Genomic DNA, 22,074 nt, shown 5'->3' with positions numbered 1-22,074 from the left:
AGGCTACAGTAGCGCATTTTGAGCGTGGAATATCGTGCAAAACCAATTCGCTCCGGGCACTCTAAAGAGCGAGTAGGCAACTGTGCCTGTCCGTGTTATCCCCCGACAGATCGCTCATGGGTTACTCGAAAGAGACAACACAATCCCAACATCAATTACTTGCCCTCAGCCGTGTATTGCAACAATTACGTGAGGGTAAGACTGTCGCGATCGAAACGATTTATCTCTATCTCAATACTTGTTTCATGTTCGATCTCGTTTGGATCGGACTTTACGATCGTACCGAACATCGTTTAATTGGTAAAGGGGGAAAAAGCCCGATTTCAGATTCGCCGCTGCTCAAACAGCGATTTTCACTGACAGCAGGCGATATTCTTGAACAGGCAGTGATCCAGCAAAAACCTCTGACCCTTCCAGATCTCAGAGAAGAGCAGCGAGCAAATGAATGGCGTAGATTTGCTGAAAAAGCAAATATTCAAGGCACGATCATTTTTCCAATTACGTTTAAAGATCGGTGTCATGGAGTTGCCATTTTAGGCTCGCGGCTATGGGGAAATTTTCCAAAAGCTGACGAGCGATCGCTGATTTCGATCGCATTAGGTGAGTTTGCTGCAACGCTAGAAACCGCAGAAGTAGAACTCAAAAAGCAGCAAATTAAACCCATTGATCGCCCAGTTCTGGCAATGCTAGAAGAACTGCGATTTCTTAAAAACTTTGACCAGCGATTGGATCGGGTGATCGATCAGACGCAGCAATTCATTCAGCCTGCGCGAACGAGTGTGTATTGGTTTGAAAGAACTCATCGGTGTTTTTGGCGCAGAGCAACGAGTCAAAAAGGGACACGTTTGAGCGATCAAACCGCAGGGTTAACAGTCCAAGAAATGAGCAGCTTTTATCAGGCACTCAAAGCAGATCAGGTGATTGCGATCGGTGAATCGATGGGAATGGTCAAAGCTCACCTTACCATGCGTGTCATGGAATATATTCGAGCACGATCGCTAATTGCTGCGCCGATTTTGTACCAAGATGAACTCTTAGGATTTCTTGCCGCAGAAAGTGATGAACCGAGAGTGTGGCAGGATGCAGAAAAACAGTTGATTCGAGCAGCCGCACAACTGATCGCGCTGGTATCTCCACTCGAAGAAATGGAAGCTACGATCGAGCAAATCAAACTCGATCAGGCGTTGACCGCAAAAGTTGCTCAAGCAATTTACAGCATCAGCGATGGAAAAACGGCTCTACAAAATGCTGCGGCTCTACTGATTCAACGCTTGAAAATTGATCGGGTGCTGGCTTTGAGCTATAGCGCTGATCACGATGCATTTGAAGTTCACTATCAGATCCAGCCGAAGTATAAGAAAACATTACCCACTTGGTTCGCATCATTAAGTCCGATTGATTGGCAAATGTTAGAGAAATCGACCGATGCGATCGCGATTGAGAATTTAGAAGATGATTTGCGATTTGCAGCTTGGAGAACGCCCCTCCTCGAAATGGGAGTACGATCGCTGTTAGTTTGTAATACAGCACCCGGTCAATCTATCCAAGGACTCGTGATTTTGGCACATGAAGCTCCCAGAGTCTGGAGCCAAGTAGAAAGCGAATTAACCAAGATTGTTGCTCAGCAGATTGGGATTGTCCTGAGACAGTGGAAGTTGCAGCAGCAAAATGAACAACAGCAGAAAATTTATCAAACCATTCAATGGGGATTGACCACGATTCAGCAAACCCAGCATCTGGATTTGCTGGAAAAGTCAGCTTTGCAATACATTGGTCAGACGTTAGAAGCGCCATTAGCGATTTTGGTGGCTTGGTCAGCAGGGCGACGGGTTGGACGAATTGTGCAATCGAATCAGGAGCGCAAATTCAATCTTGATCCGGTGATGAAAGTCTCGCTCGAGACGGATACCTTTCTTCACCGCGTCCTCGCTCATGAGGGAGTTCTACCAGTCTCGATCGATGAAATTCCCATTGAAACTCGCCAATGGTTAAATGCTCCCGGAATCGGTCAGCTCCTCGCCATTACACTCCGCACTGCGCCAGAGCATGAGCCGACCGGAATTTTACTGGTGGCGGATAGTTTGGGGCGGCAGTGGATTGATCGAGAACATCAAGTACTGAATACGCTGGTCGCACAGCTCGCTTGGTCACGTCGCCATTTGATGATCTCGGAAAGTTTAAAGCGCGATCGCGAACGGCTAGAACGTCTGAGCTGGTATAAGCATCGGCGTTTAGAAGACATGTATCGCACGGTGAAATTTAGCGCGTCCAAGCTAAGCGAACTCCCAGAAACAACTCCACGCCATACCCAACTTGTGCGTCAAATCGAGGACGCGATCGAACCTGCACGCCAAGTCATCCGGGATGAACAGTGGCAATTAACCGTGAGAAACGAAACCGTTCAAATGATTGGATTAGTTAGACGCGCCCTCGATCGCGTCGATCATCTGATCAAACAACGTCAACTCTGGTCACAAGTTCATCATGAGATTAATCCGATGGTCTTTGGAGACATTACTAAGATTGAATTGGTCTTGTATGAATTGCTCCTAATTGCCTGCCAGCGAGCCAATCTAGGAGGACGGATTGACATCTGGTGTCGGCCGATTGACGCACAGTGGTTAGAGATTGCAATTACCGATGATGGCACGGTCGAGCCGCGTCTCGTCGAAGATCTAGAAGCTGGACGGGCTGTAGACTTACTTGCTCCTTCGACTTTAGATAAAGTCCCTGGATTGCATCTAGCCATTTGCCAATCTTTGATGCAGCAAATGGGATCGGAATTCAACCTTTACAAATTGGAAGATGGGCGCATTATGAGTCGATTAGTACTATCAATCGGGTAGGATTACGGAATTTCATAGACTTTAGTCTTCACAAACTAAAACTCCCGATACAATGTTCGCTGTAAGGTTTGAATTGAGTTCGACCTAAAAGACTTTTGACTTGTGAGGGTGGTATGGCTACGGCACTGAATTCTAGACGATCAAAAAAATTAGGTTCGGTGTCCCATTCATCTCTGCGGCAATTACCGAATCAGGAAAAACCCCCTCAATGGTTGCGATCGCTGCTTCTAGCTCAGCAGGCTTCAGTGATTGCCACATTTGTTTTGGCAGGTTCAGTACTTGCTGTTTATGGCTGGACAGTGTATTCTCAGCAACTCTGGGGTAGAGAATACAGCAAACTAGAACAATTACGCCGCAGTGAACGCCAAATCACTGAAAGTGGAGAAGTTCTTAAAAATCAGATTGCTGATCAGTCGGCTCGTCCCGGTGCGGGTCTAGTGCCTTCTAAACCGGAAAATATGATTTTTCTCAAAACGGCTCCGATGCGTCCCGATAATGCTGTTGCTCCCTCTTCGCAAGCTTCGCCCGTTGCTCCCATAGGATATTAGTTATGTCAAAACGAGGAAAGCCCACCTCCTCACCTCATCGTCCCCCAACGCCCAACCCACGGAGATCGAAACTGCCGTTGATGGTGGAACAAGCCTATGAACGTGTTTTTGACTCTTCTGCAACCGCACAAGCATTCGGGCGATTTGCGGATCATTGGGTAGAACGATTCCGGACGGCTCAAGCAAAACCCAGCGCACGTCGCCTCTTTATCGTCTGGGCAATTCTCGTCGGTGCAACAGGACTATTAGCCTTAAATCTCGTTCGACTCCAGGTGTTTCAGGCTCCTGATTTGTTGGAGCAAGCGCGATCGCAACAAACGACGTTTTTACGCCCCTTTGTCCCCCGTCGCCCGATTAGCGATCGCAATGGCAATACGTTAGCGATCGATCGTCCGGTTTATACCCTCTACGCACACCCGATCGCCTTTAAAGCTCCGAAAACGGAAATTGCCACCCAACTCTCTAGTGTTCTCGGAACGACCCCGGGCGAATTATTGCAACGGTTTAATTCAGCAGAAAGTGGGGTTCGCGTCGAATATGCGATTTCTGAAGCGGCAGCCGATCGCATTCAAGGGATGCAAATCGACGGATTAGAACTTGCTCAACAACAGCAGCGCCTTTATCCACAGCAAAATCTCACAGCCGATGTCGTTGGGTATTTGGATATCGATCGCATTGGACAGGCAGGTGTTGAATATACGCATAGTAATCTTTTAGAGCGATCGGTAAAATCGGTGCGATTGAGCCGGACAGGGGCTGGTGTGATGATGCCAGATCGGATCCCGGGCGGATTTTTACAGTCAGATAATTTGCATTTGCAATTAACGATTGATAGCCGAATTCAACGCGCTGCGCTTGTAGCCCTGCAACCGCAGTTGAAGAAATTCAAGGCAAAGCGCGGGGTTGTGATTGTGATGGATGCCAGAGATGGAGGGATTCGGGCGTTAGTGTCTGATCCGTCTTATGACCCGAATGAATTCTACAAAGCAAAAGTTGAGCAGTTTAAGAACTGGGCATTGACGGATTTGTATGAGCCAGGATCAACGTTTAAGCCGTTGAATGTTGCGATCGCGCTAGAAGCAGGTGCGATCCAGCCGAATCAAGTGATCAACGATGAAGGGGCAACCCAAATTGACGGATGGCCGATTCAGAATTTTGACTACTCCAGCGCAGGGGCACGCGGACCCAGCACGATTACTCAGATTTTGGAGCATTCGAGCAATGTTGGCATGGTGAGAATTGTGCAGCAAATGCCTCGCCCCACCTATTACGCTTGGTTGGAAAAAATTGGTTTAGGAAAACCGACCGGAATTGATTTGCCATTTGAAACAGCAGGACAACTTAAAGATCAGAAAACTTTCTCTGAATCTGCGGTTGATGCGGCAACCAGTTCTTTTGGTCAAGGATTTTCGCTCACCGCCATGCAGCTTGTGCAACAACAAGCCATTCTTGCCAGCGGCGGCAAGTTGTTAACGCCGCATGTGGTGCAAGGGTTATTTGATGAGAATGGACAACCTTACTGGCGGGCAACCTTGCCTGAGCCGAAACAAGTCTTTTCGCCGCAGACCACGCAAACCGTACTGCGAATGATGGAATCGGTTGTGCAAAACGGAACCGGGAAAGCCGCACAAATTCCGAATTATCGGATTGGTGGGAAGACGGGAACCGCGCAGAAGGCAGGTCCGAATGGTGGATATATTGAGGGCGCGAAGATTACGAGTTTTGTGAGTATTTTCCCGATCGATGCGCCGCGTTATGTAGTAGCAGCAGTCATTGATGAGCCAAAAGGAGAAGATGCATTTGGTTCGACAGTGGCAGCCCCGATTGTGAAAGCGGTGATGGAGGCGTTAATTACAGCGGACAAGATTCCTCCAAGTCAGCCGGATGCACCTGCGCCGAATGCGATTCAGAATCCTGTGCCGAATCCAGCGGCGACACCGTAGTCGTCAACTCTATGAATTTTGGGGAGTGGGGAGTAGGGAGAACCAGACTCAGATTGTGCTCTATCTCCCTATCAGATTGAGTGTGGCAGCCGATGCAATCTGCTTATTCTTCCGGTTTTACCTGGGGAAGACCCATGCTGTAGTTCAATACGCGGCTTTCTAGGTTGTAGGAGATTTCGCCTTTTTGAAGCAGCGATCGCACTAAATGCTCTAAATCTGACCCAATTCGGCGCAAATTGTAGTCGGTTAGCGATTCGCCGCTGTAAGATTCAACCAGTTCATCAAACTTGCTGTAGATCTTTTGCAGTGCATCTTGATTCCACAGCAGCTCATTGTCGGGATCAACGTCTAGTGTCAGAACCTTATCGCTCTCAACTAGCTCATTATTTTGCACTTCTGCCGTAAAAATATGAATGTGGCGAGTTGTGGACTTGAGTAACATAGGCTGACCTAAGATTCGTATAACCTGCTTTAAGCATTGTAAATGCACTTCCTGCGAAAAATCTTCATCGCCTCAAATCTGTCCATCGATCTTCCTCGCCCCTAAGAATTGATTTCTCATGTCGAAAGTCCTCAAACTCCTATTTATCCGCCACGCTCAATCGATCGGGAACATCGAAAAACGGATGCAAGGTCACGGCGATTACGAACTCTCTCCGCTGGGTCGGCAACAGTCAGAGAGCCTTGCCAAGACTCTTCGGACTGAATCGTGGCGACCTTCGCACGTTTATACCAGTCCGCTCAAACGGGCAGTGCAAACGACGGAAATTTTACTCTCCTATTTTCAAGTGCCGCATCTACCCGCAGCGGTGAGCGATTTGATCGATCCAGATAGCGAAACCCCAATCGAAGCAGACGAGACGAGCCCAAAAACAATTCCAGTCGAACACGCAGAAGAATTAAAAGAATTTCAGAACGGAATTTTTCAAGGGTTAACTTGGGCAGAAGCACAGACTCGCTATCCAGATTTGTGTCGAAAACTGGAAAGTTCGCCGGATTGGATTCCGATTCCAGAAGCAGAAACGCTATACGATGCCCGCGATCGAGCGAAACGATTTCTCGATCGAATTATGCAGCGTCATCGCGATGGGGATCAACTTTGGATTGTTAGCCATAGCTGGATTTTGCAACACTTAATCGCTCAATTACTAGGAAGCGATAGATCTTGGCGATTACGGGCACACAATACTGCCCTGTTTGAGTTTTGGATTGATCGATCGCGATGGGAACTGCAAAATCAGAATCGCTTCAATACAGATTTATGGCAAATTCGTCGGTTTAATGATTCGCGTCATTTACATTAGAAATACTGACGTAAGATATCGGTCAGAATTGCGTTTTTTAGACAAAAAAATGTCCTTTTTGAAAGTTATGCTTGCTCTAATTACCAAAACACGAGATATATTATCGTAGAGCCTTCCGAGTCAGGGTTATTCGTTTACTTACTAATAAATCCTCATGATTGTAAGTCCGGTCAACGATATCTACAGGCAAGCTCATCAAGGGAGCGTTGCAGCGATCATTCAAGTTCTGAATGATAAGCTTTCAGATTCAGGCGTAAGAACTCGTGCGATTTTCGCAAACGGGGTTTTGCAACTGCTCTGTGAAGCGGCGACTGCGGAACAGCTCGATCGAGCCGCCCTTACCGAGCGCATTCGCAAGATTCTCGAGTCGATTTCGCCGCGCAATGTGCGACGAGTCAATATCAATTGTCGAATTGTGCGCGAGCAGCAGTTGCTTTGGTTTGAGGAAATCAATCGCGATCCCGATGGGCAGTTGCTTTGGGCACAAGAGATTGCGCTGCGACGACCGAACCCAATTAAAGGGATGTTTCAAGATTTACGAGAGACGTTCAGTGAGCGCGATGATCTGCCCCGAACGCTTTCTCCCCAAGCTGTACGCGAGAAACGGCAATTCAATCGCGGGATTTTGGGTGGAGTGGTGTTGACGGCAGGCTTGATGTTGGCGGGACTCGGGGTTTATGCCATGACCGGCGGCAAGATTCTGCCGGGGCAGCCTCCACAAGCAGCAGATTCTCCTCAAGCAACCTGGAAAAGCAGTATTAAGCAAGATGGTGACTCCTTTGCAACCGCAGTCCGAGTTGCAGAACGAGCAGCCAAAGCGAGTAAAGATGCCAAAACCCCGGCTCAGTGGCAAGAAGTAGCGGATATGTGGGGAACGGCTTCACGGTTGATGTCTGAAGTTCCGAACAATCATGCTCGTGCGGATGTCGCTAAAAATCGAACTCAGGCTTACCGTAAAAACCAGGAAGTTGCTCTGCGGAACTTAAAATAATTTTGTGTTCGCAATTTATGTGAGGCTGTTGACAATTGCAACAATTGCATACAGTGCCATTTTTGATTGAGATGCTTTGCTCAAGCAATGTTGCGATCGCACTCAATCATTCTTGAGCCAGAGTCTTAATGTAATCTTCCAGGCTACTCTAAGTGCGATCGAGTTACCGTTGAAGGAACGGTTGCTTCTGGCTGTTACAGAGTTAGCAGAGAATTTTTATGGCACAAAGTTTTGGTGTAATTGGTCTTGCCGTGATGGGCGAGAACCTCGCGCTCAACGTTGAGCGGAACGGATTCCCAGTTTCGGTCTATAATCGCAGCCGCGAAAAAACCGATGCCTTCATGGCACAGCGGGCAGGCGGCAAGAATGTTCAGGCGACTTATACGATCGAAGAATTTGTCGCTTCATTAGAGCGTCCGCGCAAAATTTTGATCATGGTGAAAGCGGGTGCGCCTGTGGATGCGATGATCGAGCAGCTGAAACCGCTATTGGATGAAGGAGATATTCTCATTGATGGCGGTAATTCTTTATTTACCGATACAGCGCGGCGGGCACGCGAACTCGAAGCGGCTAAGTTTACGTTCATTGGCATGGGCGTGAGCGGCGGTGAAGAAGGCGCGTTAAATGGGCCAAGCTTGATGCCGGGGGGAACGAGAACGGCTTATGAATATCTAGAGCCGATTTTGACGAAGATTGCGGCTCAGGTGGATGACGGAGCTTGTGTGACTTACATTGGGCCAGGTGGCGCGGGTCACTACGTCAAAATGGTGCACAACGGCATTGAGTATGGCGATATGCAGTTGATTGCAGAAGCCTATGATTTGCTGAAAAATGTGGGCGGATTGACTCAGGACGAGTTGCATCAGGTGTTCATGGAGTGGAATGAGACTCCTGAGCTGAATTCGTATCTGATTGAAATTACCGCAGATATTTTCAAAGTCTTTGATCCCGATACTCAGAAGCCTTTGGTTGAGTTGATTCTGGATGCTGCGGGGCAGAAGGGAACGGGTCGCTGGACGGTGACGGATGCGTTGGAATTGGGGGTTGCGATCCCGACGATCATTGCTGCGGTGAATGCGCGGATTATGTCGTCTTATAAGACGGAGCGGATGGAGGCTTCGCAGCAGTTGAGCTATGAGAGTCCGAAGTTTGAGGGCGATCGCAAAACGTTTATCGATGCGGTGCGGGATGCGCTGTATTGCTCGAAGATTTGTTCTTACGCGCAAGGGATGGCGTTGCTGAATGTTGCGTCACAAAACTATGGCTATGAGTTGAATTTGGCGGAATGTGCGCGGATTTGGAAGGGCGGCTGTATTATTCGGGCGGGCTTCCTGGGTAAGATTCAGCACGCATTTATCGAAAATCCGACGCTGCCGAATTTGCTGTTGGCTCCGGAGTTTAGGCAGACGATTCTCGATCGTCAATCGGCTTGGCGGGAGGTGATTATGGCGGCGGCACGGCATGGAATTGCGGTTCCGGCGTTTAGTGCGTCGCTGGATTATTTCGATAGTTATCGTCGCGATCGCTTGCCACAAAATTTAACGCAGGCACAACGCGATTATTTTGGGGCGCATACTTATCTGCGGACGGACAAAGAAGGTGTATTCCACACGGAATGGACGGCTTTGGCGCAGGAGTCGGCTTCGAGTTTTTCGACTCCGCAGAAGTTGGTTGCGGATCAGCCACGTCCAAGTGCGGATGATGTTGAGATAAAAGAAGTGCAGACTAATCGTTAGTCAGTTACACTGAGTCATCTAGCTTGGGAACGTCTGCAAAAAAGGGTCGATCGAGGTTTCTCGATCGACCTTTTCGATTGAAGATTAGGGTAGCGATTCCTTCAAGATCGCATCTTGTAGGGGTGGATGTCTTCCAATTGCAAGATCAGCTTGGCGAATTGGGATGATGTGATCGATCGTGAATTGCACGTATTGCCATTTTTCTGAAGCGTGGCAATATTCGCATAGGAATTTAGCGCGTTCGCGGATCTGTTGCTGAAGTTCGGGTGAGAGTTTGTTACGAGATGACATTACGATCGCAGAATTCTAGCTTTGTGTGAGGTGCAGGTTGCGAAGGGTGCGATTGACAAAGCTAAGATAGTCGTCCATTTCTTCGTAACTGTCGAGTTCTTGAATTTCTTCTAGGGTAAGTTCGCTGGTTTGCTGTTTGCTGAGTAGGGTTTCGATACGGGTTTGAACGAGTTCGGAGGCTTTGAAGATGGGAATGCCTTCTTCAAGTTCTAAACGCACGGCTCCATCAATGGGAAGTGCGTTGGGGAGAGTTCGTAGGGCAGGAATGAGAGAGTTTGTCATAAGCGGCGATCGTATACGGGCGATTTAAGCAGGTGTAAATCGATCATACTGGCGAAATTTGCGATCGCTCTTTTCAAAACCGCGATCGCTGCTTTACTTGGCGACAAGTCTGTTGAGTGTAAAGGGGCTTCTCCCAGTTGATCGTAGAAGATGGCGATCGCTTTACTTCTCGGAGGGTTTGCTTGTCGATACAATGGCTCTGTTTCGGTTTGCGCTCTAATATTGACTATGCCACTTGGGGATTAGAGTGCGAGGAATTGATAGGTTTGTTGCTGGGTTGAGCGATCGCAAGGGTTTCTTGCTGGAATTGCTGAAATAGCTCAAAAAATTGAGTTAAAGCTTCTTGCTCATTGGTTGAGTGAGCGAGGATGATTCTGTCCCAGCCTTGGGCTGCGGTGATGTTAAAGCGCTTTTGAATCCAAGCTTGAAATTCGTTGAATGCTTTTTCTTGTTCGGTTTCAGGTAAGCCTAGATCAGCCCTGGCGCTGCTGTATCCATCTAGAAAGGCTCTGAGTCGAGTGATGGAACAGTTGCCTAAATACATTCCAGGTCGGGTCTGGATGTCTTGGAGAATTTGATGTAAGTATTCGTTTTGAGGGGAAAAGCGAGGGGTTTGGAGTTCTGACATGACATGTTCCTCTAAAAGGGTGTTTCCATGATTTGAAAGGGCTGACCCAAGTGCAGCCGACTGGGAAACATGAGGTTTGCCAGCCATCTTGTTCGCTCCAATCCATCGGGATGATGATTATCGAAAACGATTTCTTGGTTCTGAATCAAGATGAGGATACCTGTATGATAGCCGTTGGTTGAAATGGCATCGCCTCCTATGCTGTCATCATAGATATAGCTATCTTGACCGATGCTTTTACCTGTGTATAGTTCGATTCTCTGACCTCGAATGCCTTGAGTAATGAGATAGGTTTGCAGGGCTTCTGCACATTCGACACATTCTAAGTTTTGATATTGACTGGCGGTAGCTTCGCTTCACGGAGTGCCCGCATAAACCTGCTAGAGTTGTTCTGCATTGGGTTCGATGGGTCTTTCCTCTGAGGCGATCGATACTCAATGACTATCGCATAGGGTGTTACTGCCGTTCAATGCGTGATTTTATTGTTGTTTCTAACTTGTGGTGCGATCGCTGCTTTACGTTCTGCGAATCTTCCGGGAAGCGAGGCAACCTTTCTTTATTCTGATGCGCTTTGCAGTTGTTGAAGGATCGATCGTGTCATTGGATGATCCGAGAGTTCGGAGGTTCGATCGCTTTGTAGCACTTGAACTAAGAGATTGATAAATCCTTGCCAAGCTCCTTGCGTGTAAGGATGCGCTTCTCCCAGTCGATCGTAGAAGATAGCGATCGCTTGGAGATACAATGGCTCTGCTTCTGCGTAGCGCTCTAGTGTTGTGTAGAGTCCTGCGAGATTGCTCAAGGCAATTGCAAAATCGGGATGCTCTTGCCCTAATGCTTGTTGGTCAATTTGCAACGCTTGAATATAAAGCGGTTCGGCTAGCTCATAGCGTCCTTGCGACTCGTACAATCCTGCCAAATTGTTCAAACTCGTTGCCACAGCAGGATGCTGTTCTCCCAGGAGCGTTCGATACAATTCCAACGCTTGCACGTACAGCGGTTCCGCTGCCTCATACCGTCCTTGCGACTCGTACAATCCTGCCAAATTGTTCAGACTCCCTGCCACATCAGGATGCTGCTCTCCCAACAGCGTTCGACTTAATTCCAACGCTTGCAGGTAGAGCGGTTCCGCTGCCTCATACCGTCCTTGCAACCGATACAATCCTGCCAAATTGTTCAGACTCGTTGCCACATCAGGATGCTGCTCTCCCAACAGCGATCGTGCTACTGCTAACTCCGCAGCAGACCAAGGCTCAGCATCTGCATAAAGTCCCTGACCTTTATAAAACCGACTAATTCCAGTAAACACCCAAGTCAGATCGTCATCCTCTGCAATGCCGCATTCTTCCCGACTTTTCAACTTCATCAGGTCTTCTGCCACCGCTTGCAGATGTGGAATTGCCCCACTCACCGCGCCAATGATCTCCAGCGTCGGAGTTTCAGAAATTTCTTTCGCAATTCCAATCATCACCATCGCCACCGCCGTTGCGATCCATCGCTGTTCCTCCTGCGTCACCTTGCTTCTAAAAAACTCCCGCAAGAGCGGATGGATTTGATACTGGTTTTCTCCCGATCGCTGAAGCAAACTCAACTCAACTAACCTTCTTCGTCCTCGCCGCAACGCCTTTGGCTCCAGCAACAAACACGCTGTTTCCTCTCGACAAAATTCCACCGCTCGATCGACAAACTCCCACGCGATCGCTGCTTTCCCAAACGTCCCCAACAGCATCGCCAACTGTCGTTCAGCCGCGTTCAGCTTCTCCCAACTCAACTCAAAGACCGTTTCGATCTGACTAATGCCATCCTGCTTTAACCGCTCTGTTTCTAGCTCGGCAAGCAGTTCCACGATCGACAAATCCGGCTCGACTTTCAGAAACTTCCCGACTAATTTGATCCCCAGTGGCAAATCTCCCACCCATTCACACAGTTCAGCAGCTTGTATTTGCTCTCGATCAAACCGACGCTCATCTTTAACCGTTTCATATAGCAATCGATACGCCTGCAACGGCAGCAAAGTCTCGATCGACAACACCGAAACCGACTCGCTTTCAATCCGCGATCGCGTCGTCAGCAGCACCTTAAACCGTTCCTCAACAGGCGGCAAAAAACTCTCAATATCCGCATAATCCAGCACATTATCAAACACCACCAGACTCGACTCCGTTGGAAAATGCCGCCAACACCAAGCCACCAACTCACTCGAATCAGAAAACTCCGGCAACTGCAACCCCAAACACGATCGAGCAAACCCCAAAATCTGCGACCCAATCTCCTGTTGAGCATTCACCCAACACACCGCCCCCAAATAAATCCCCGCATTGCGATACCGCATTGCATACTGCAACACCAATTCCGTCTTGCCAATCCCTCCCATCCCCGACACCGCAAAAATCGCCAACCGACTTTCATCTTGCACGCGATCGTGAATCTCGCGCAGTTCCACCTCCCGCCCCACAAATGTTTCCGTCTGCGATCGCGGTAAATTACTCGGTGTATGTTTTCCCCGTTCCCCACCGATGGGAACCTCAGACTTTTTTCCGCTCACAATCTCCCGCGCCCGTTGTGCCACCCGCAGCAACACCGCATCCTGTTCATGCTCCGGCAATCCGATCAGCGGCTTCTCCATCCCATTCGCCGCCTGAAAATCATTCAGCGATCTGAACTTTTTCTGACCCTGAGCATCCGAGTAGCCAACCTCAGCCGATGCCAAATCAAACGGACTCAACAAAATCGGCAGTAATATCGTCTCTCCTGCATCGACCTGCTGAAAAATCTTCGGCATCTCTTTCTCGCAAATGTAATCCGACGCAAAAAACGAAGGACTCATTAACGCGATCGCCACCCTTGCCGAACTCAGTGCCGTATGAATCTCGTCATCCCACTGCGTTCCCAGATCAATCTTCTGATCACACCAAATCCTCGCCTTTCTCTGCCGTTGCAATGGCTTCAAATGGTCGAGAAGTCGATCCAGCGATCGGCGTTTGAAGGCATCATCCTGATTATCTTTGCGCGCATAGCAAATGAAAATCAGCGGCGGAGAATCAAGCACAGTCGTCTCATTCTGCATAATCAAACATCCAACCGGGAGATCTCTCTTTTATACTCACAGAATGAAACAATTTCCGCAAAGTAAAGCCGCGTCAATCTCCTGACCCCACCAGTTCAGAAGTACGATAAAAGAATCCTCTTTCTTGCACCAACCTTTGGACTGCAATATGGAACTCACGTCTCCCCTCAAACTCGATTTCAACCATGTTCATCTCACCGACGAGCAGTTTTACCAACTCTGCCTCCACAATCCCGAATGGGACATCGAACAGAATGCAAAAGGAGTCGTAATCGTTATGTCACCTGTTGGCGGAGAAAGTGGCAGCCGAGAAATGGATGCAGGAGGAGAGCTATATCTCTGGAACAAACAGACCCAGTTAGGAAAAGTATTTAGCTCCTCTACTTTATTTAAGCTTCCAAAAGGCGGGAAACGCTCTCCCGATGCAGCCTGGGTCGAATCGTCTCGATGGCAAGCCCTCACTCCAGACCAACGCAAAAAATTTCCCCCGATCGCACCCGATTTTGTGATCGAATTGCGCTCTGCCACTGATGATCTGAAGACGCTGCAAGAAAAAATGCAGGAATACCTAGAAAGCGGAGTCCGACTCGGTTGGTTACTCAATCCACAAGATCAACAAGTCGAAATCTACCGCCAAGGACAAGCCAAAGAAGTGAAACCACTCCCCACAATTCTCTCAGGCGAAGACGTACTCCCAGGATTTGAATTAACCGTCGATCGCTTCACAGACGACTAACCCACCCCCAATCCCCCAAATCTGCAACAGTCGAATCGCGATCGCCCCTCCCGCCTCATAACGGGCCACCTTTTCGATCGAGCAAATCGCGCTTAGAGTCCCCACTCCCCACTTCCCCACTCCCCACTGATCGCACCAGATCTCCGTAGAATCCGGGCATCGTGAATCAGAACTGCGCCGTCAAAAAAGTTCGTGAGTATAATTCCAAACACGTAGTACGACCGGAATCGAAGATTTTACTCGAAAAACCGATCGTGAAACCCACGATCGTGGCAAAAAATCGCCTACTGAAAATCGATCCCATTGTTCTGGTTTCCAGAAAGTCCACATATCCGCCCTTGCACTCAAAGCTATGCCTCAAAACATCAGCGGCGCACTCGTTGCAACTCAACCCTCGATTCAAGTCGATGCCTACGCCGATCGACTCATGGATGATTTGTTTGAGGATGTGGAAGATCTCCTCTCCGGCAGCGTTCCCCCACCTGAACCCATTCGGGCGCAACCGCAGAAATCACCCGAAATCGTCATGCCTCCCGCACTTTCCTCGATCGTGCCGCGTTCCACAGCATCCCTGCCCCGCCTCCCTCAATGGAATTCGGCAGGTTCCATGCCCGAAATGGATGAACTGATCGCAGCAGAACCGCTCAAGCCTCACAGCAATCGACTTCTGAAATTTCTGACGATCGCATTCGGCTTAACGGCAATCGCTGCCGCTTCAGCGTGGCTGATTCAACGAGGAACAATTCGGCGATGGTTCACAATCGCGACCCAAGAACCCTCTGCGATCGCAACTTCCACCACGATTAAAACACCTGCGAAAGATACAAACGCCCAATTTGCAAAATACATGCAGCGATCGCTCGAAGCTATCGATCGCAAAGCTGCAAATAAGCCGACAAATCTCACACCCCTTAAAAATAGTCTTCCTCCGGTTGCAGTTGCAGGAAATCCCACTGCATCCAAACTCAATTCGCCAGTCGTGATCAATGTTCCTTCTGTTTCCAGTCCGATGCCCGTTGGCACAGCCGTCAGTAAAAATCCGCAAGAACTCAACCAAGTTCTCTCTCGGCTTTCTTCTGCGCTAGAGCGTTTATCGATCAATCCAGCCAGTAATCCCTTAGCAACCAAACCAAACGCTCCAGTGGCTCCAGTCATCCTGCCGAGTCAAGCTCCAGCAGCAGAACCTCAGCGATTACTACGCGGCATCGCGATCGCCACTGACCCCACCCAATCTGCAATTTTATTTGAAATGAATGGTGTGACTCAGCGCTATTACATTGGTGAGAGCATTGGGTCGAGCGGATGGAGCGTCGTCGATATTGACAATAATTACGTCACGGTGCGACGGAATGGCGAGGTTCGATCGCTCTCGATCGGACAAAAACTTTAGAATAGGGCAGGGGAGAATTCTTCCTCTGTCCCTTTCTCTTGGAGCAGTTTATGGGTTTGTTCGACGATCTTGGGCGTTTTCTAGAAACTCGCATCGATGAGTTTTTGAAGAACAATCCGCAGCTTGAATTACAAGCACTCGAAGAGAAGCTGTATGAACAAGAACAGGAAACGCGCCGATTGTTAGCAGATTTGCGGTTGCGAGAAAAACAAGTCGAAGCAGAAATTTTGACGACAGCGCAAGAAATTCAGCGCTGGCATGTGCGAATTGAGAAAGCAAGAACAGCAGGACGCAAGGATTTAGCAGAACCAGCCGAGGCACATGAAGCTTCGCTCTTACGCGAAGGCAATCAGAAATGGGGACAAATGCAAGTTCTCAAAGAACGGATTCAGCAGACAGAAGAGTTACAGAAAAAGATTCAGATTCGGCGGCAGGAATTGCAGACTGAGATCAAACAGGTGAAAGCAACCCAAGCCGCTCAAGCTTCACAACGCTGGGCAGTCGATGGCTGGAATCAGAGTGCAACTAAGATCGATGACCCGTTAGAGCAGAAGTTTCAGCAGTGGGAAACGCAGGAAGAGTTGGAGGAGATGAAGCGGAAGATGGGGAGGTAGGGAGAGGAATTCTGTTTGCAGTTGTAAATGCTAAATAAGAGTAGGGAGTAGGGAGTAGGAAGCTACTAAAGGAACACCCCCACTCCCCACTCCCCACTTCATCGTAGAGTAGTGCTAATAGACTTTTTACTCTACCCGTATGACTTATTGCCTTGGGATTCTCACAAAAGAAGGACTCGTAATGGCGGCAGACTCTCGAACGAATGCGGGAGTCGATTACATTTCGACCTATCGGAAACTCTTTGACTTCTCGATCGACAACGATCGCACCATCTTGCTCTGCACATCTGGCAATTTGTCGATCACGCAGTCCGCTTTGACTTTAATGCAGCAAGACATCACCGCAAAAGCAGAAGTCAGCCTGCACACATTGCCGAGCATGTTTGAAATTGCGCGGTATATCGGCAACATGATTCGTCAAGTGCAGGAACAAAATCGCCCCTGGCTTGAGAAAGATGGCATTGATTACAACTGCACCGTGCTCCTCGGCGGACAGATTCGCGGTTCAGAGCCAGAACTATTCATGATTTATAGTCAAGGCAATTTCATTCAAGCCTCGAAAGAAAAGCCTTTTTTGCAGATTGGCGAGGCGAAATATGGCAAACCGATTCTCGATCGTGTCTTGTCCTTTGAAACCTCGATCGAATCAGCCGCGAAATGTGCGCTGTTATCGATCGATTCGACCATGATTTCTAACATCTCAGTCGGCCCGCCCATCAACTTAGTCATGTATGAGGCGAATAGTTTCAAAGTTCGATATCGCTTGAGCTTAAACATTGATGCACCTTACTTAACTCAGATTCGCCAACAATGGGGAAAATGTCTCAACGAAGCGTTTGAGCAGATGCCGAACATTGATTGGCAGCATTACTTGAACGGGGACACATAATTAGTGTTACTGTGAATTTCTGAAATTCTTTGGTTCTCTATGTCTCAACCTAAACTTACTAAGCGCGTTTCCACTGCTCTCGTCAATGCTCTGAGTGCAGGAGTTGTGCCACGTGTCGGTTTAGAGCATATTGCAGTCGGACGAGAAAAAGAGATTGCAGCCATTCGGCAGGATTTTGAGCATGTGGCAAATGGCGGAGCCGCATTTCGATTTGTGATTGGACGATATGGAGCCGGGAAAAGCTTTACCCTGCAATTGATTCGCAATCTCGCAATGGAACAGGGATTTGTTGTTGCAGATGCAGATATCACACCCGATCGACGGTTAGTTGGCAGTCAAGGCGCAGGCGTTGCAACTTACCGCGAATTGATGCGAAATTTGGCAACGAAAAGCCGACCTGAAGGCGGCGCGCTCACCCTCATTCTAGAGCGCTGGATTGCAGCCATTCAGGCACAGGTGGCTCAGGACACCGGCATGAAGCCGAGTGATGAAGGCTTCGATCAACAGGTAGAAGCTCAGATTCGCTTAGTGACACAAGATGTTGCAGATTTAGTCAATGGATTTGATTTTGCAACTGTGATCATTGCTTACTGGACAGGCTATCGATCGAATGATGAAGCCAAAAAAGAATCAGCGATGCGATGGTTACGCGGTGAGTTTTCCACTAAGACCGAAGCAAAAGCAGCTTTGGGTGTGAGAGTCATTATTGATGATGATTCTTGGTATGACTATGTGAAGCTGATCGCTCGATTTGCAGCAGACATTGACTATAAAGGACTGATTATCATTTTGGATGAAGTCATCCATTTGTCGAAGATTTCAACCGCGATCGCACGTCAAAATAACTATGACAAGCTTTTAGCAATGTTCAATGATGCGATGCAAGGGAAAGTCAGCCATCTTGGAACCTTGATCGGAGGAACCCCTCAATTTCTCGAAGATCCCAGACGCGGATTGTATAGCGATCCAGCTTGGCAACGTCGCACCGCTGAAAGTCGCGTGATTCAATCCGATGAAGCAGATACGAGTGCGCCTGTGATTCGATTAGAGGCATTAAGTGAACCAGAATTGCAGTTACTTTTGCAGCGAATCTCGATCGTATTTTTCAATCATTACGAGATGCGAAAGCAACTCACTGCTTCTGAAATTTCAACCTTTATCAGTGCAGTTCGCGGCGGAAAGATCGGAACTGAGACGCGCCTCACTCCCGGTGAAATTATTCGCGATTTCATGACTGCTTTGAACTTGATGCAGCAGAATCCGAATTTGACCTTGAGCGAATTGATTCAAACTCAGAAGTATCAAACTCCGCCAACGTCAACCGAACAGGATGAGTTTGCTGAGTTCACGCTTTGAGATACGGGACATGCTCTATCAGGAACCGTCATAAGCTTTCAACTGCCCTAAGACAGAGGGCTTATGACGATTTCATTAGGACTGTAAAGCGAGGTCACATCAGGACGAAGTTGCCGATCGCCTATGGTATTGTCTGAGTGATTCTAGGAATAGAGAGATTCTTATGCAAACAACTTTCAGACGTATCCTCATTCTTTTCGTCGGTTTGCTAGTTCCATTATTTTTTGCCTGTCAGTCTAATAGCCAAGTCGATGCGGCTCCCTCAGCAGCACCACAGTTGAGTGCTTCCCCCGCAAAGCTTGATCCATTGCCTTACGATTATGCTGCCCTAGAGCCTTACATTGATGCTCAAACGATGCGACTTCACCACGATAAGCATCATGCAACTTATGTGAATAACATTAATGAGACTCTAAAGGCTTATCCAGACCTTCAGAAGCAGAGCGTTGATAGTTTAATTCAGAATCTCAACCAGGTTCCGGAGGCAATTCGGACGAAGATTCGCAACAACGGCGGCGGACATGTCAATCACACGATGTTCTGGCAGATTATGGCTCCAAAAGCTGGAGGCACACCGACTGGGGCTGTCGCAAAAGCAATTGATCAAACCTTCGGAAGTTTTGATGCATTTAAACAACAGTTCAATAAAGCTGGAGCCGATCGCTTTGGCAGTGGATGGGCGTGGCTCGTCAGCGATCGCCAAGGAAAGCTCAGCATCACTTCAACCGCAAACCAAGATAATCCCCTGATGAGCAATCCTAATGCCTATCCGATTTTAGGCAATGATGTTTGGGAACATGCTTACTACCTGAAGTATCAGAATCGTCGCGCAGAATATCTAACCAACTGGTGGAATGTTGTGAATTGGCAAGCAGTCAATCAACGCTACGCGCAAGCGCAGAGAAAGTAATCATCGGTTTAAGCATCCGGCGGGAAAGCTAAGCAATATTGCTGAACCAGCCGGATGAGTTCCAAAGGATCAACGGGCTTAGTCAGGTAGTCATTAAATCCGGATCTGAGCGCAGCCTGGCGGTCTTCTTCACGCGCATAAGCAGTCAGCGCGATCGCAGGAAGCGTTTCACCTTTGGGGAGTTCGCGCACCCGTCCGATTAGCTCAAAGCCGTCCATTTCAGGCATCGCAACGTCACTGACTAATAGCTTTGGAAGTTCTCTTTCAAGTAGGGATAATGCTTCCTTCGCGTTGGGCGCAACGGTAACGATCGCACCTTCATCTTCAAGCATGAATCGAAGCAAATCCCTGGTATCGGGATCATCATCGACGACTAAAATATCCATCTGCGCCAGGGTTTGCATGTATGGTCAACCTACGGAAAATGGGCTTCAGAGGGACTCCCGATCTGAAGACAATCTCTAACCTATGCCTTACGATAGTTCATCGCTTCTATCTCTAGACTGAAAACAAGTTAGCTCTCTCCCAAGCTAGAGCCTCTGTCTAAATAATTTTTCTAAACTTGATTTTATCTACTCTCCTCTCTATATAAACATTTGATTATCGATATTTGATCAGTAGTCAAAAGCCTTCCCTGAGTCAAATTTGACTCAGGGTTTTGTTTGTTTACGCAAGAAATCGTCTAGGGTTGCTCGATCGCTCAGTGAGGATTGCGCGCCAGATTTTGTCGTTGACAAGGCTCCCGATGCCGCTCCCCATCGCACTGCTTCCCGCATTGAATGCCCTTCAGCTAACGCGACTGCTAACCCCGCATTAAATGCATCTCCAGCTGCAACGGTGTCAATTGCTACAACCGGAAAAACTGGTATAAAGAAGCGATCGTCTTCGGTTGCACAATAGACACCTTGAGCGCCCATTTTGATAATCACGGTCTTCGTTCCTCGCTGTTGCAGAATTTCGGCGGCTCGTTCGGCATCCGCTTGAGTATGAATCGGAAATCCGACAAGCTGTTCTGTTTCAGTGGCATTCGGGGTAATGATGTCGATCGCACCGTACAATTCATCGGGAAAAACGGCAGGAGCAGGAGCAGGATCAAGAATGACAGTTGCCCCAATTGCTTTGGCAGAACGTGCCGCAGTTTGAACGATCTCGAACGGAATTTCAAGCTGGAGTAATAAAATCGACGAATCCGTCAGCACTAAGCGATCGAGGTCAGATTGATCGACGTTTCCATTCGCACCGGGAATCACGATGATGTGATTTTCGCTCCGGTCATCTACCGCGATCATGGCAACTCCAGACGAGGTTGAACGATCGATGAAAATGCGATCGCTTTGCACTCCAGCCGCTTTTAAACTCGCTAACAATTCTTGTCCAAACGCATCATCACCAACTCGCCCAACCATCTGACTGGAGCCACCCAGTTTTGCAACTGCAACCGCTTGATTTGCGCCTTTCCCACCCGGAACAGTTGAGAATGAATACCCAGTTAGGGTTTCTCCAGGCTTGGGTAATTTTGGAACTCGGGCGACGAGATCCATGTTGATACTACCGAAGGTGAAAATAGGTCGAGACATAATTGCGCCTGCTGAATTCTGAAGCGTTCTAAAAAGTCACTTTATGCAACTGAAATAGCTCTCCGGGGAGCGTTTTGACAATCTTGCCTCCTTCGGACTGGATCAGCTTCTTCCAATCCGCGAGCGATTCCAAAAAGACCTCTGTACCCAGATAAGTCTCCAAAATTGCCCAACTCTCAGCCAAAGCGGCATCCGGATCGAGCACATCAAACACAAACACTCCGCCCGGTTTGAGCACTCGTTTCACTTCCGTCACAACCGACTGCCAGTAATCCACATCTGAATAGCAACTGACCCCAGTCGAAACCACCAGATCAAACTGAGCCGCATCATACTCTAACTGATGCGCCGCCCCAAGTTTCACGCCTCGAAACAGCTTTGAGTTTAACTGGGGGGCACGAGTATTCATCGCGTCACAGGCGACCTTACTCACGTCTTGTCCCGCGTAGTAAGCATTCCAGTCGCGCCAGTTATAGACAAAAAAACCAACGCCACAGCCGATATCTAAGCAGCGTTGATTTTTTTGCGGCTGAGCAAGTTGCCAAAATGGAGAAGTCACTTTTGCTTGTAGCGTTCCCGCGACTCGATCGCGAAAAATCGGCATCGCTTCAACTTCGGCGGGCAAATCAAACGCCTCTCCTCGATACTCGCGATTAAAGCGTTCGGCGATCGCGACAATTCGTGGACTCCAATCCTGTACGCTCAATGTTTTTAACCTTTCAATGCACGGGTGAAATTTTGACGATAAGACCGATTAAACACTAAGGCGGGCCACAGCAGTGCTAAATAAATTTTGCCTTGGCTAAAGTTGGTGCGGCGAAACCCCTTCCAAAAGCGATAGACACCGACGACATAAACCGCTAAGGCGACAAATAGAAATAGCTTTACCATACCGGAATCCTTCAAATTCGTGATGTCAAGATTCTAGCAATTGGAGTGGGGAGTGGGGAGATGGGGGAGTGGGGAGAT

Annotated in this window: 24 protein-coding genes; 12 read left to right on the top strand and 12 right to left on the bottom strand. The window is 48.4% G+C overall.

All coding sequences use genetic code 11. The features are described 5' to 3' along the window. The first annotated feature begins 116 nt into the window (after positions 1–116). The 3 genes from ACMUEV_RS25460 (at position 117) to ACMUEV_RS25450 (ending at position 5,337) form a co-directional block, all read left to right on the top strand. The gene (locus ACMUEV_RS25460; RefSeq protein ID WP_190647096.1) at positions 117–2,846 is read left to right on the top strand and encodes a GAF domain-containing protein; all 2,730 of its coding nucleotides are present in this window, start codon (positions 117–119) and stop codon (positions 2,844–2,846) included. A 158-nt stretch (positions 2,847–3,004) separates the two neighbouring features. After that, entirely contained in the window at positions 3,005–3,394 is a 390-nt protein-coding gene (locus ACMUEV_RS25455) for a hypothetical protein (RefSeq protein WP_017286286.1), read from the top strand. Between the two features lie 2 nt (positions 3,395–3,396). After that, a complete protein-coding gene (locus ACMUEV_RS25450; RefSeq protein ID WP_242044196.1) occupies positions 3,397–5,337 on the top strand; it encodes a peptidoglycan D,D-transpeptidase FtsI family protein in 1,941 nt (646 codons plus the stop codon). A gap of 103 nt (positions 5,338–5,440) precedes the next feature. Here ACMUEV_RS25450 and ACMUEV_RS25445 read toward each other — a convergent pair whose 3' ends face one another. Further along, the gene (locus tag ACMUEV_RS25445; protein ID WP_017286292.1) at positions 5,441–5,779 is read right to left on the bottom strand and encodes an NAD(P)H-quinone oxidoreductase subunit M; all 339 of its coding nucleotides are present in this window, start codon (positions 5,777–5,779) and stop codon (positions 5,441–5,443) included. Between the two features lie 118 nt (positions 5,780–5,897). Between ACMUEV_RS25445 and ACMUEV_RS25440 the strand changes: the two genes are divergently transcribed. The 3 genes from ACMUEV_RS25440 (at position 5,898) to gndA (ending at position 9,368) form a co-directional block, all read left to right on the top strand. Then, positions 5,898–6,641 carry a histidine phosphatase family protein gene (locus ACMUEV_RS25440; RefSeq protein ID WP_190647097.1) on the top strand — a complete coding sequence of 248 codons (744 nt, stop codon included), beginning with the start codon at positions 5,898–5,900 and terminating at the stop codon, positions 6,639–6,641. 154 nt (positions 6,642–6,795) lie between these two features. Further along, positions 6,796–7,632 (top strand): hypothetical protein, encoded by an 837-nt coding sequence (locus ACMUEV_RS25435; RefSeq protein WP_017286294.1) that lies wholly within the window; start codon positions 6,796–6,798, stop codon positions 7,630–7,632. 218 nt (positions 7,633–7,850) lie between these two features. Further along, positions 7,851–9,368, top strand: coding sequence for an NADP-dependent phosphogluconate dehydrogenase (gene gndA, locus ACMUEV_RS25430; protein ID WP_190647098.1), 1,518 nt, complete (start codon positions 7,851–7,853; stop codon positions 9,366–9,368). 84 nt (positions 9,369–9,452) lie between these two features. Here gndA and ACMUEV_RS25425 read toward each other — a convergent pair whose 3' ends face one another. The 6 genes from ACMUEV_RS25425 to ACMUEV_RS25400 form a co-directional block, all read right to left on the bottom strand. Continuing rightward, positions 9,453–9,659, bottom strand: a complete 207-nt coding sequence (locus ACMUEV_RS25425) for an HNH endonuclease (RefSeq protein ID WP_190647099.1) — start codon at positions 9,657–9,659, stop codon at positions 9,453–9,455. A 15-nt stretch (positions 9,660–9,674) separates the two neighbouring features. Then, positions 9,675–9,941, bottom strand: coding sequence for a hypothetical protein (locus tag ACMUEV_RS25420; protein ID WP_190647100.1), 267 nt, complete (start codon positions 9,939–9,941; stop codon positions 9,675–9,677). Beyond that, positions 9,938–10,135: a hypothetical protein gene (locus ACMUEV_RS25415; protein WP_190647101.1), complete on the bottom strand. Its 198-nt coding sequence runs from the start codon at positions 10,133–10,135 to the stop codon at positions 9,938–9,940. The genes ACMUEV_RS25420 and ACMUEV_RS25415 overlap by 4 nt, the downstream gene beginning before the upstream one ends. A gap of 32 nt (positions 10,136–10,167) precedes the next feature. Next, positions 10,168–10,656 (bottom strand): hypothetical protein, encoded by a 489-nt coding sequence (locus tag ACMUEV_RS25410; protein ID WP_190647102.1) that lies wholly within the window; start codon positions 10,654–10,656, stop codon positions 10,168–10,170. Continuing rightward, complete coding sequence (locus ACMUEV_RS25405) at positions 10,581–10,853, bottom strand: papain fold toxin domain-containing protein (RefSeq protein WP_415354796.1); 273 nt, start codon at positions 10,851–10,853, stop codon at positions 10,581–10,583. Before ACMUEV_RS25405 ends, ACMUEV_RS25410 begins: the two co-directional genes overlap by 76 nt. Before the next feature lie 272 nt (positions 10,854–11,125). Continuing rightward, complete coding sequence (locus tag ACMUEV_RS25400; protein ID WP_190647103.1) at positions 11,126–13,633, bottom strand: toll/interleukin-1 receptor domain-containing protein; 2,508 nt, start codon at positions 13,631–13,633, stop codon at positions 11,126–11,128. Between the two features lie 148 nt (positions 13,634–13,781). Here ACMUEV_RS25400 and ACMUEV_RS25395 point away from each other — a divergent pair, with 148 nt between their 5' ends. Then, entirely contained in the window at positions 13,782–14,369 is a 588-nt protein-coding gene (locus ACMUEV_RS25395; RefSeq protein ID WP_190647104.1) for a Uma2 family endonuclease, read from the top strand. Here the strand turns inward: ACMUEV_RS25395 and ACMUEV_RS25390 are convergent. Further along, positions 14,340–14,474 carry a hypothetical protein gene (locus ACMUEV_RS25390; protein WP_277880178.1) on the bottom strand — a complete coding sequence of 45 codons (135 nt, stop codon included), beginning with the start codon at positions 14,472–14,474 and terminating at the stop codon, positions 14,340–14,342. The two genes, ACMUEV_RS25395 and ACMUEV_RS25390, sit on opposite strands and share 30 nt — an antisense overlap. Positions 14,475–14,721: 247 nt before the next feature. On the opposite strand from ACMUEV_RS25390, the gene ACMUEV_RS25385 reads away from it, so the two are divergent. The 5 genes from ACMUEV_RS25385 to ACMUEV_RS25365 all read left to right on the top strand — a co-directional run bounded on the left by ACMUEV_RS25385 (position 14,722) and on the right by ACMUEV_RS25365 (position 19,528). Further along, the gene (locus ACMUEV_RS25385) at positions 14,722–15,759 is read left to right on the top strand and encodes a type II secretion system protein N (protein WP_190647105.1); all 1,038 of its coding nucleotides are present in this window, start codon (positions 14,722–14,724) and stop codon (positions 15,757–15,759) included. A gap of 50 nt (positions 15,760–15,809) precedes the next feature. Next, positions 15,810–16,373: a TIGR04376 family protein gene (locus ACMUEV_RS25380; RefSeq protein ID WP_017286303.1), complete on the top strand. Its 564-nt coding sequence runs from the start codon at positions 15,810–15,812 to the stop codon at positions 16,371–16,373. Positions 16,374–16,512: 139 nt separating this feature from the next. Next, positions 16,513–17,262, top strand: coding sequence for a proteasome-type protease (locus ACMUEV_RS25375; protein WP_026148415.1), 750 nt, complete (start codon positions 16,513–16,515; stop codon positions 17,260–17,262). 39 nt (positions 17,263–17,301) lie between these two features. Beyond that, positions 17,302–18,618 (top strand): ATP-binding protein, encoded by a 1,317-nt coding sequence (locus ACMUEV_RS25370; protein WP_190647106.1) that lies wholly within the window; start codon positions 17,302–17,304, stop codon positions 18,616–18,618. 163 nt (positions 18,619–18,781) lie between these two features. Further along, a complete protein-coding gene (locus ACMUEV_RS25365; RefSeq protein WP_017286306.1) occupies positions 18,782–19,528 on the top strand; it encodes a superoxide dismutase in 747 nt (248 codons plus the stop codon). An 8-nt stretch (positions 19,529–19,536) separates the two neighbouring features. On the opposite strand, the gene ACMUEV_RS25360 is transcribed toward ACMUEV_RS25365, so the two are convergent. From ACMUEV_RS25360 to ACMUEV_RS25345, 4 genes are all read right to left on the bottom strand, one after another. Further along, positions 19,537–19,932: a response regulator gene (locus tag ACMUEV_RS25360; RefSeq protein ID WP_017286307.1), complete on the bottom strand. Its 396-nt coding sequence runs from the start codon at positions 19,930–19,932 to the stop codon at positions 19,537–19,539. 246 nt (positions 19,933–20,178) lie between these two features. Further along, entirely contained in the window at positions 20,179–21,105 is a 927-nt protein-coding gene (gene rbsK / locus ACMUEV_RS25355; protein WP_190647107.1) for a ribokinase, read from the bottom strand. Positions 21,106–21,133: 28 nt separating this feature from the next. Next, on the bottom strand, positions 21,134–21,811 hold the full coding sequence (locus ACMUEV_RS25350) for a class I SAM-dependent methyltransferase (RefSeq protein WP_017286309.1): 678 nt from the start codon (positions 21,809–21,811) through the stop codon (positions 21,134–21,136). A 5-nt stretch (positions 21,812–21,816) separates the two neighbouring features. Further along, positions 21,817–21,996: a hypothetical protein gene (locus ACMUEV_RS25345; protein WP_017286310.1), complete on the bottom strand. Its 180-nt coding sequence runs from the start codon at positions 21,994–21,996 to the stop codon at positions 21,817–21,819. Positions 21,997–22,074 lie beyond the last annotated feature (78 nt).

Source organism: Leptolyngbya sp. FACHB-1624, from assembly GCF_047649235.1.
In the GTDB taxonomy this organism is placed as follows: Bacteria; Cyanobacteriota; Cyanobacteriia; order Leptolyngbyales; family Leptolyngbyaceae; genus Leptolyngbya; species Leptolyngbya boryana.
The sequence above is the reverse complement of the archived record's forward strand: the minus strand, read 5'-3'. Positions and strand labels throughout refer to the sequence as shown.

Excerpts from the sequence above, each read along its gene's own strand:
- ACMUEV_RS25460 (WP_190647096.1), top strand. The coding sequence starts at position 117 with ATGGGTTACTCGAAAGAGACAACACAATCCCAACATCAATTACTTGCC.
- ACMUEV_RS25450 (WP_242044196.1), top strand. The coding sequence starts at position 3,397 with ATGTCAAAACGAGGAAAGCCCACCTCCTCACCTCATCGTCCCCCAACG.
- ACMUEV_RS25445 (WP_017286292.1), bottom strand. The coding sequence starts at position 5,779 with ATGTTACTCAAGTCCACAACTCGCCACATTCATATTTTTACGGCAGAA.
- ACMUEV_RS25440 (WP_190647097.1), top strand. The coding sequence starts at position 5,898 with ATGTCGAAAGTCCTCAAACTCCTATTTATCCGCCACGCTCAATCGATC.
- ACMUEV_RS25435 (WP_017286294.1), top strand. The coding sequence starts at position 6,796 with ATGATTGTAAGTCCGGTCAACGATATCTACAGGCAAGCTCATCAAGGG.
- gndA (WP_190647098.1), top strand. The coding sequence starts at position 7,851 with ATGGCACAAAGTTTTGGTGTAATTGGTCTTGCCGTGATGGGCGAGAAC.
- ACMUEV_RS25425 (WP_190647099.1), bottom strand. The coding sequence starts at position 9,659 with ATGTCATCTCGTAACAAACTCTCACCCGAACTTCAGCAACAGATCCGC.
- ACMUEV_RS25420 (WP_190647100.1), bottom strand. The coding sequence starts at position 9,941 with ATGACAAACTCTCTCATTCCTGCCCTACGAACTCTCCCCAACGCACTT.
- ACMUEV_RS25410 (WP_190647102.1), bottom strand. The coding sequence starts at position 10,656 with ATGGCTGGCAAACCTCATGTTTCCCAGTCGGCTGCACTTGGGTCAGCC.
- ACMUEV_RS25400 (WP_190647103.1), bottom strand. The coding sequence starts at position 13,633 with ATGCAGAATGAGACGACTGTGCTTGATTCTCCGCCGCTGATTTTCATT.
- ACMUEV_RS25395 (WP_190647104.1), top strand. The coding sequence starts at position 13,782 with ATGGAACTCACGTCTCCCCTCAAACTCGATTTCAACCATGTTCATCTC.
- ACMUEV_RS25385 (WP_190647105.1), top strand. The coding sequence starts at position 14,722 with ATGCCTCAAAACATCAGCGGCGCACTCGTTGCAACTCAACCCTCGATT.
- ACMUEV_RS25380 (WP_017286303.1), top strand. The coding sequence starts at position 15,810 with ATGGGTTTGTTCGACGATCTTGGGCGTTTTCTAGAAACTCGCATCGAT.
- ACMUEV_RS25375 (WP_026148415.1), top strand. The coding sequence starts at position 16,513 with ATGACTTATTGCCTTGGGATTCTCACAAAAGAAGGACTCGTAATGGCG.
- ACMUEV_RS25370 (WP_190647106.1), top strand. The coding sequence starts at position 17,302 with ATGTCTCAACCTAAACTTACTAAGCGCGTTTCCACTGCTCTCGTCAAT.
- ACMUEV_RS25365 (WP_017286306.1), top strand. The coding sequence starts at position 18,782 with ATGCAAACAACTTTCAGACGTATCCTCATTCTTTTCGTCGGTTTGCTA.
- ACMUEV_RS25360 (WP_017286307.1), bottom strand. The coding sequence starts at position 19,932 with ATGCAAACCCTGGCGCAGATGGATATTTTAGTCGTCGATGATGATCCC.
- rbsK (WP_190647107.1), bottom strand. The coding sequence starts at position 21,105 with ATGTCTCGACCTATTTTCACCTTCGGTAGTATCAACATGGATCTCGTC.
- ACMUEV_RS25345 (WP_017286310.1), bottom strand. The coding sequence starts at position 21,996 with ATGGTAAAGCTATTTCTATTTGTCGCCTTAGCGGTTTATGTCGTCGGT.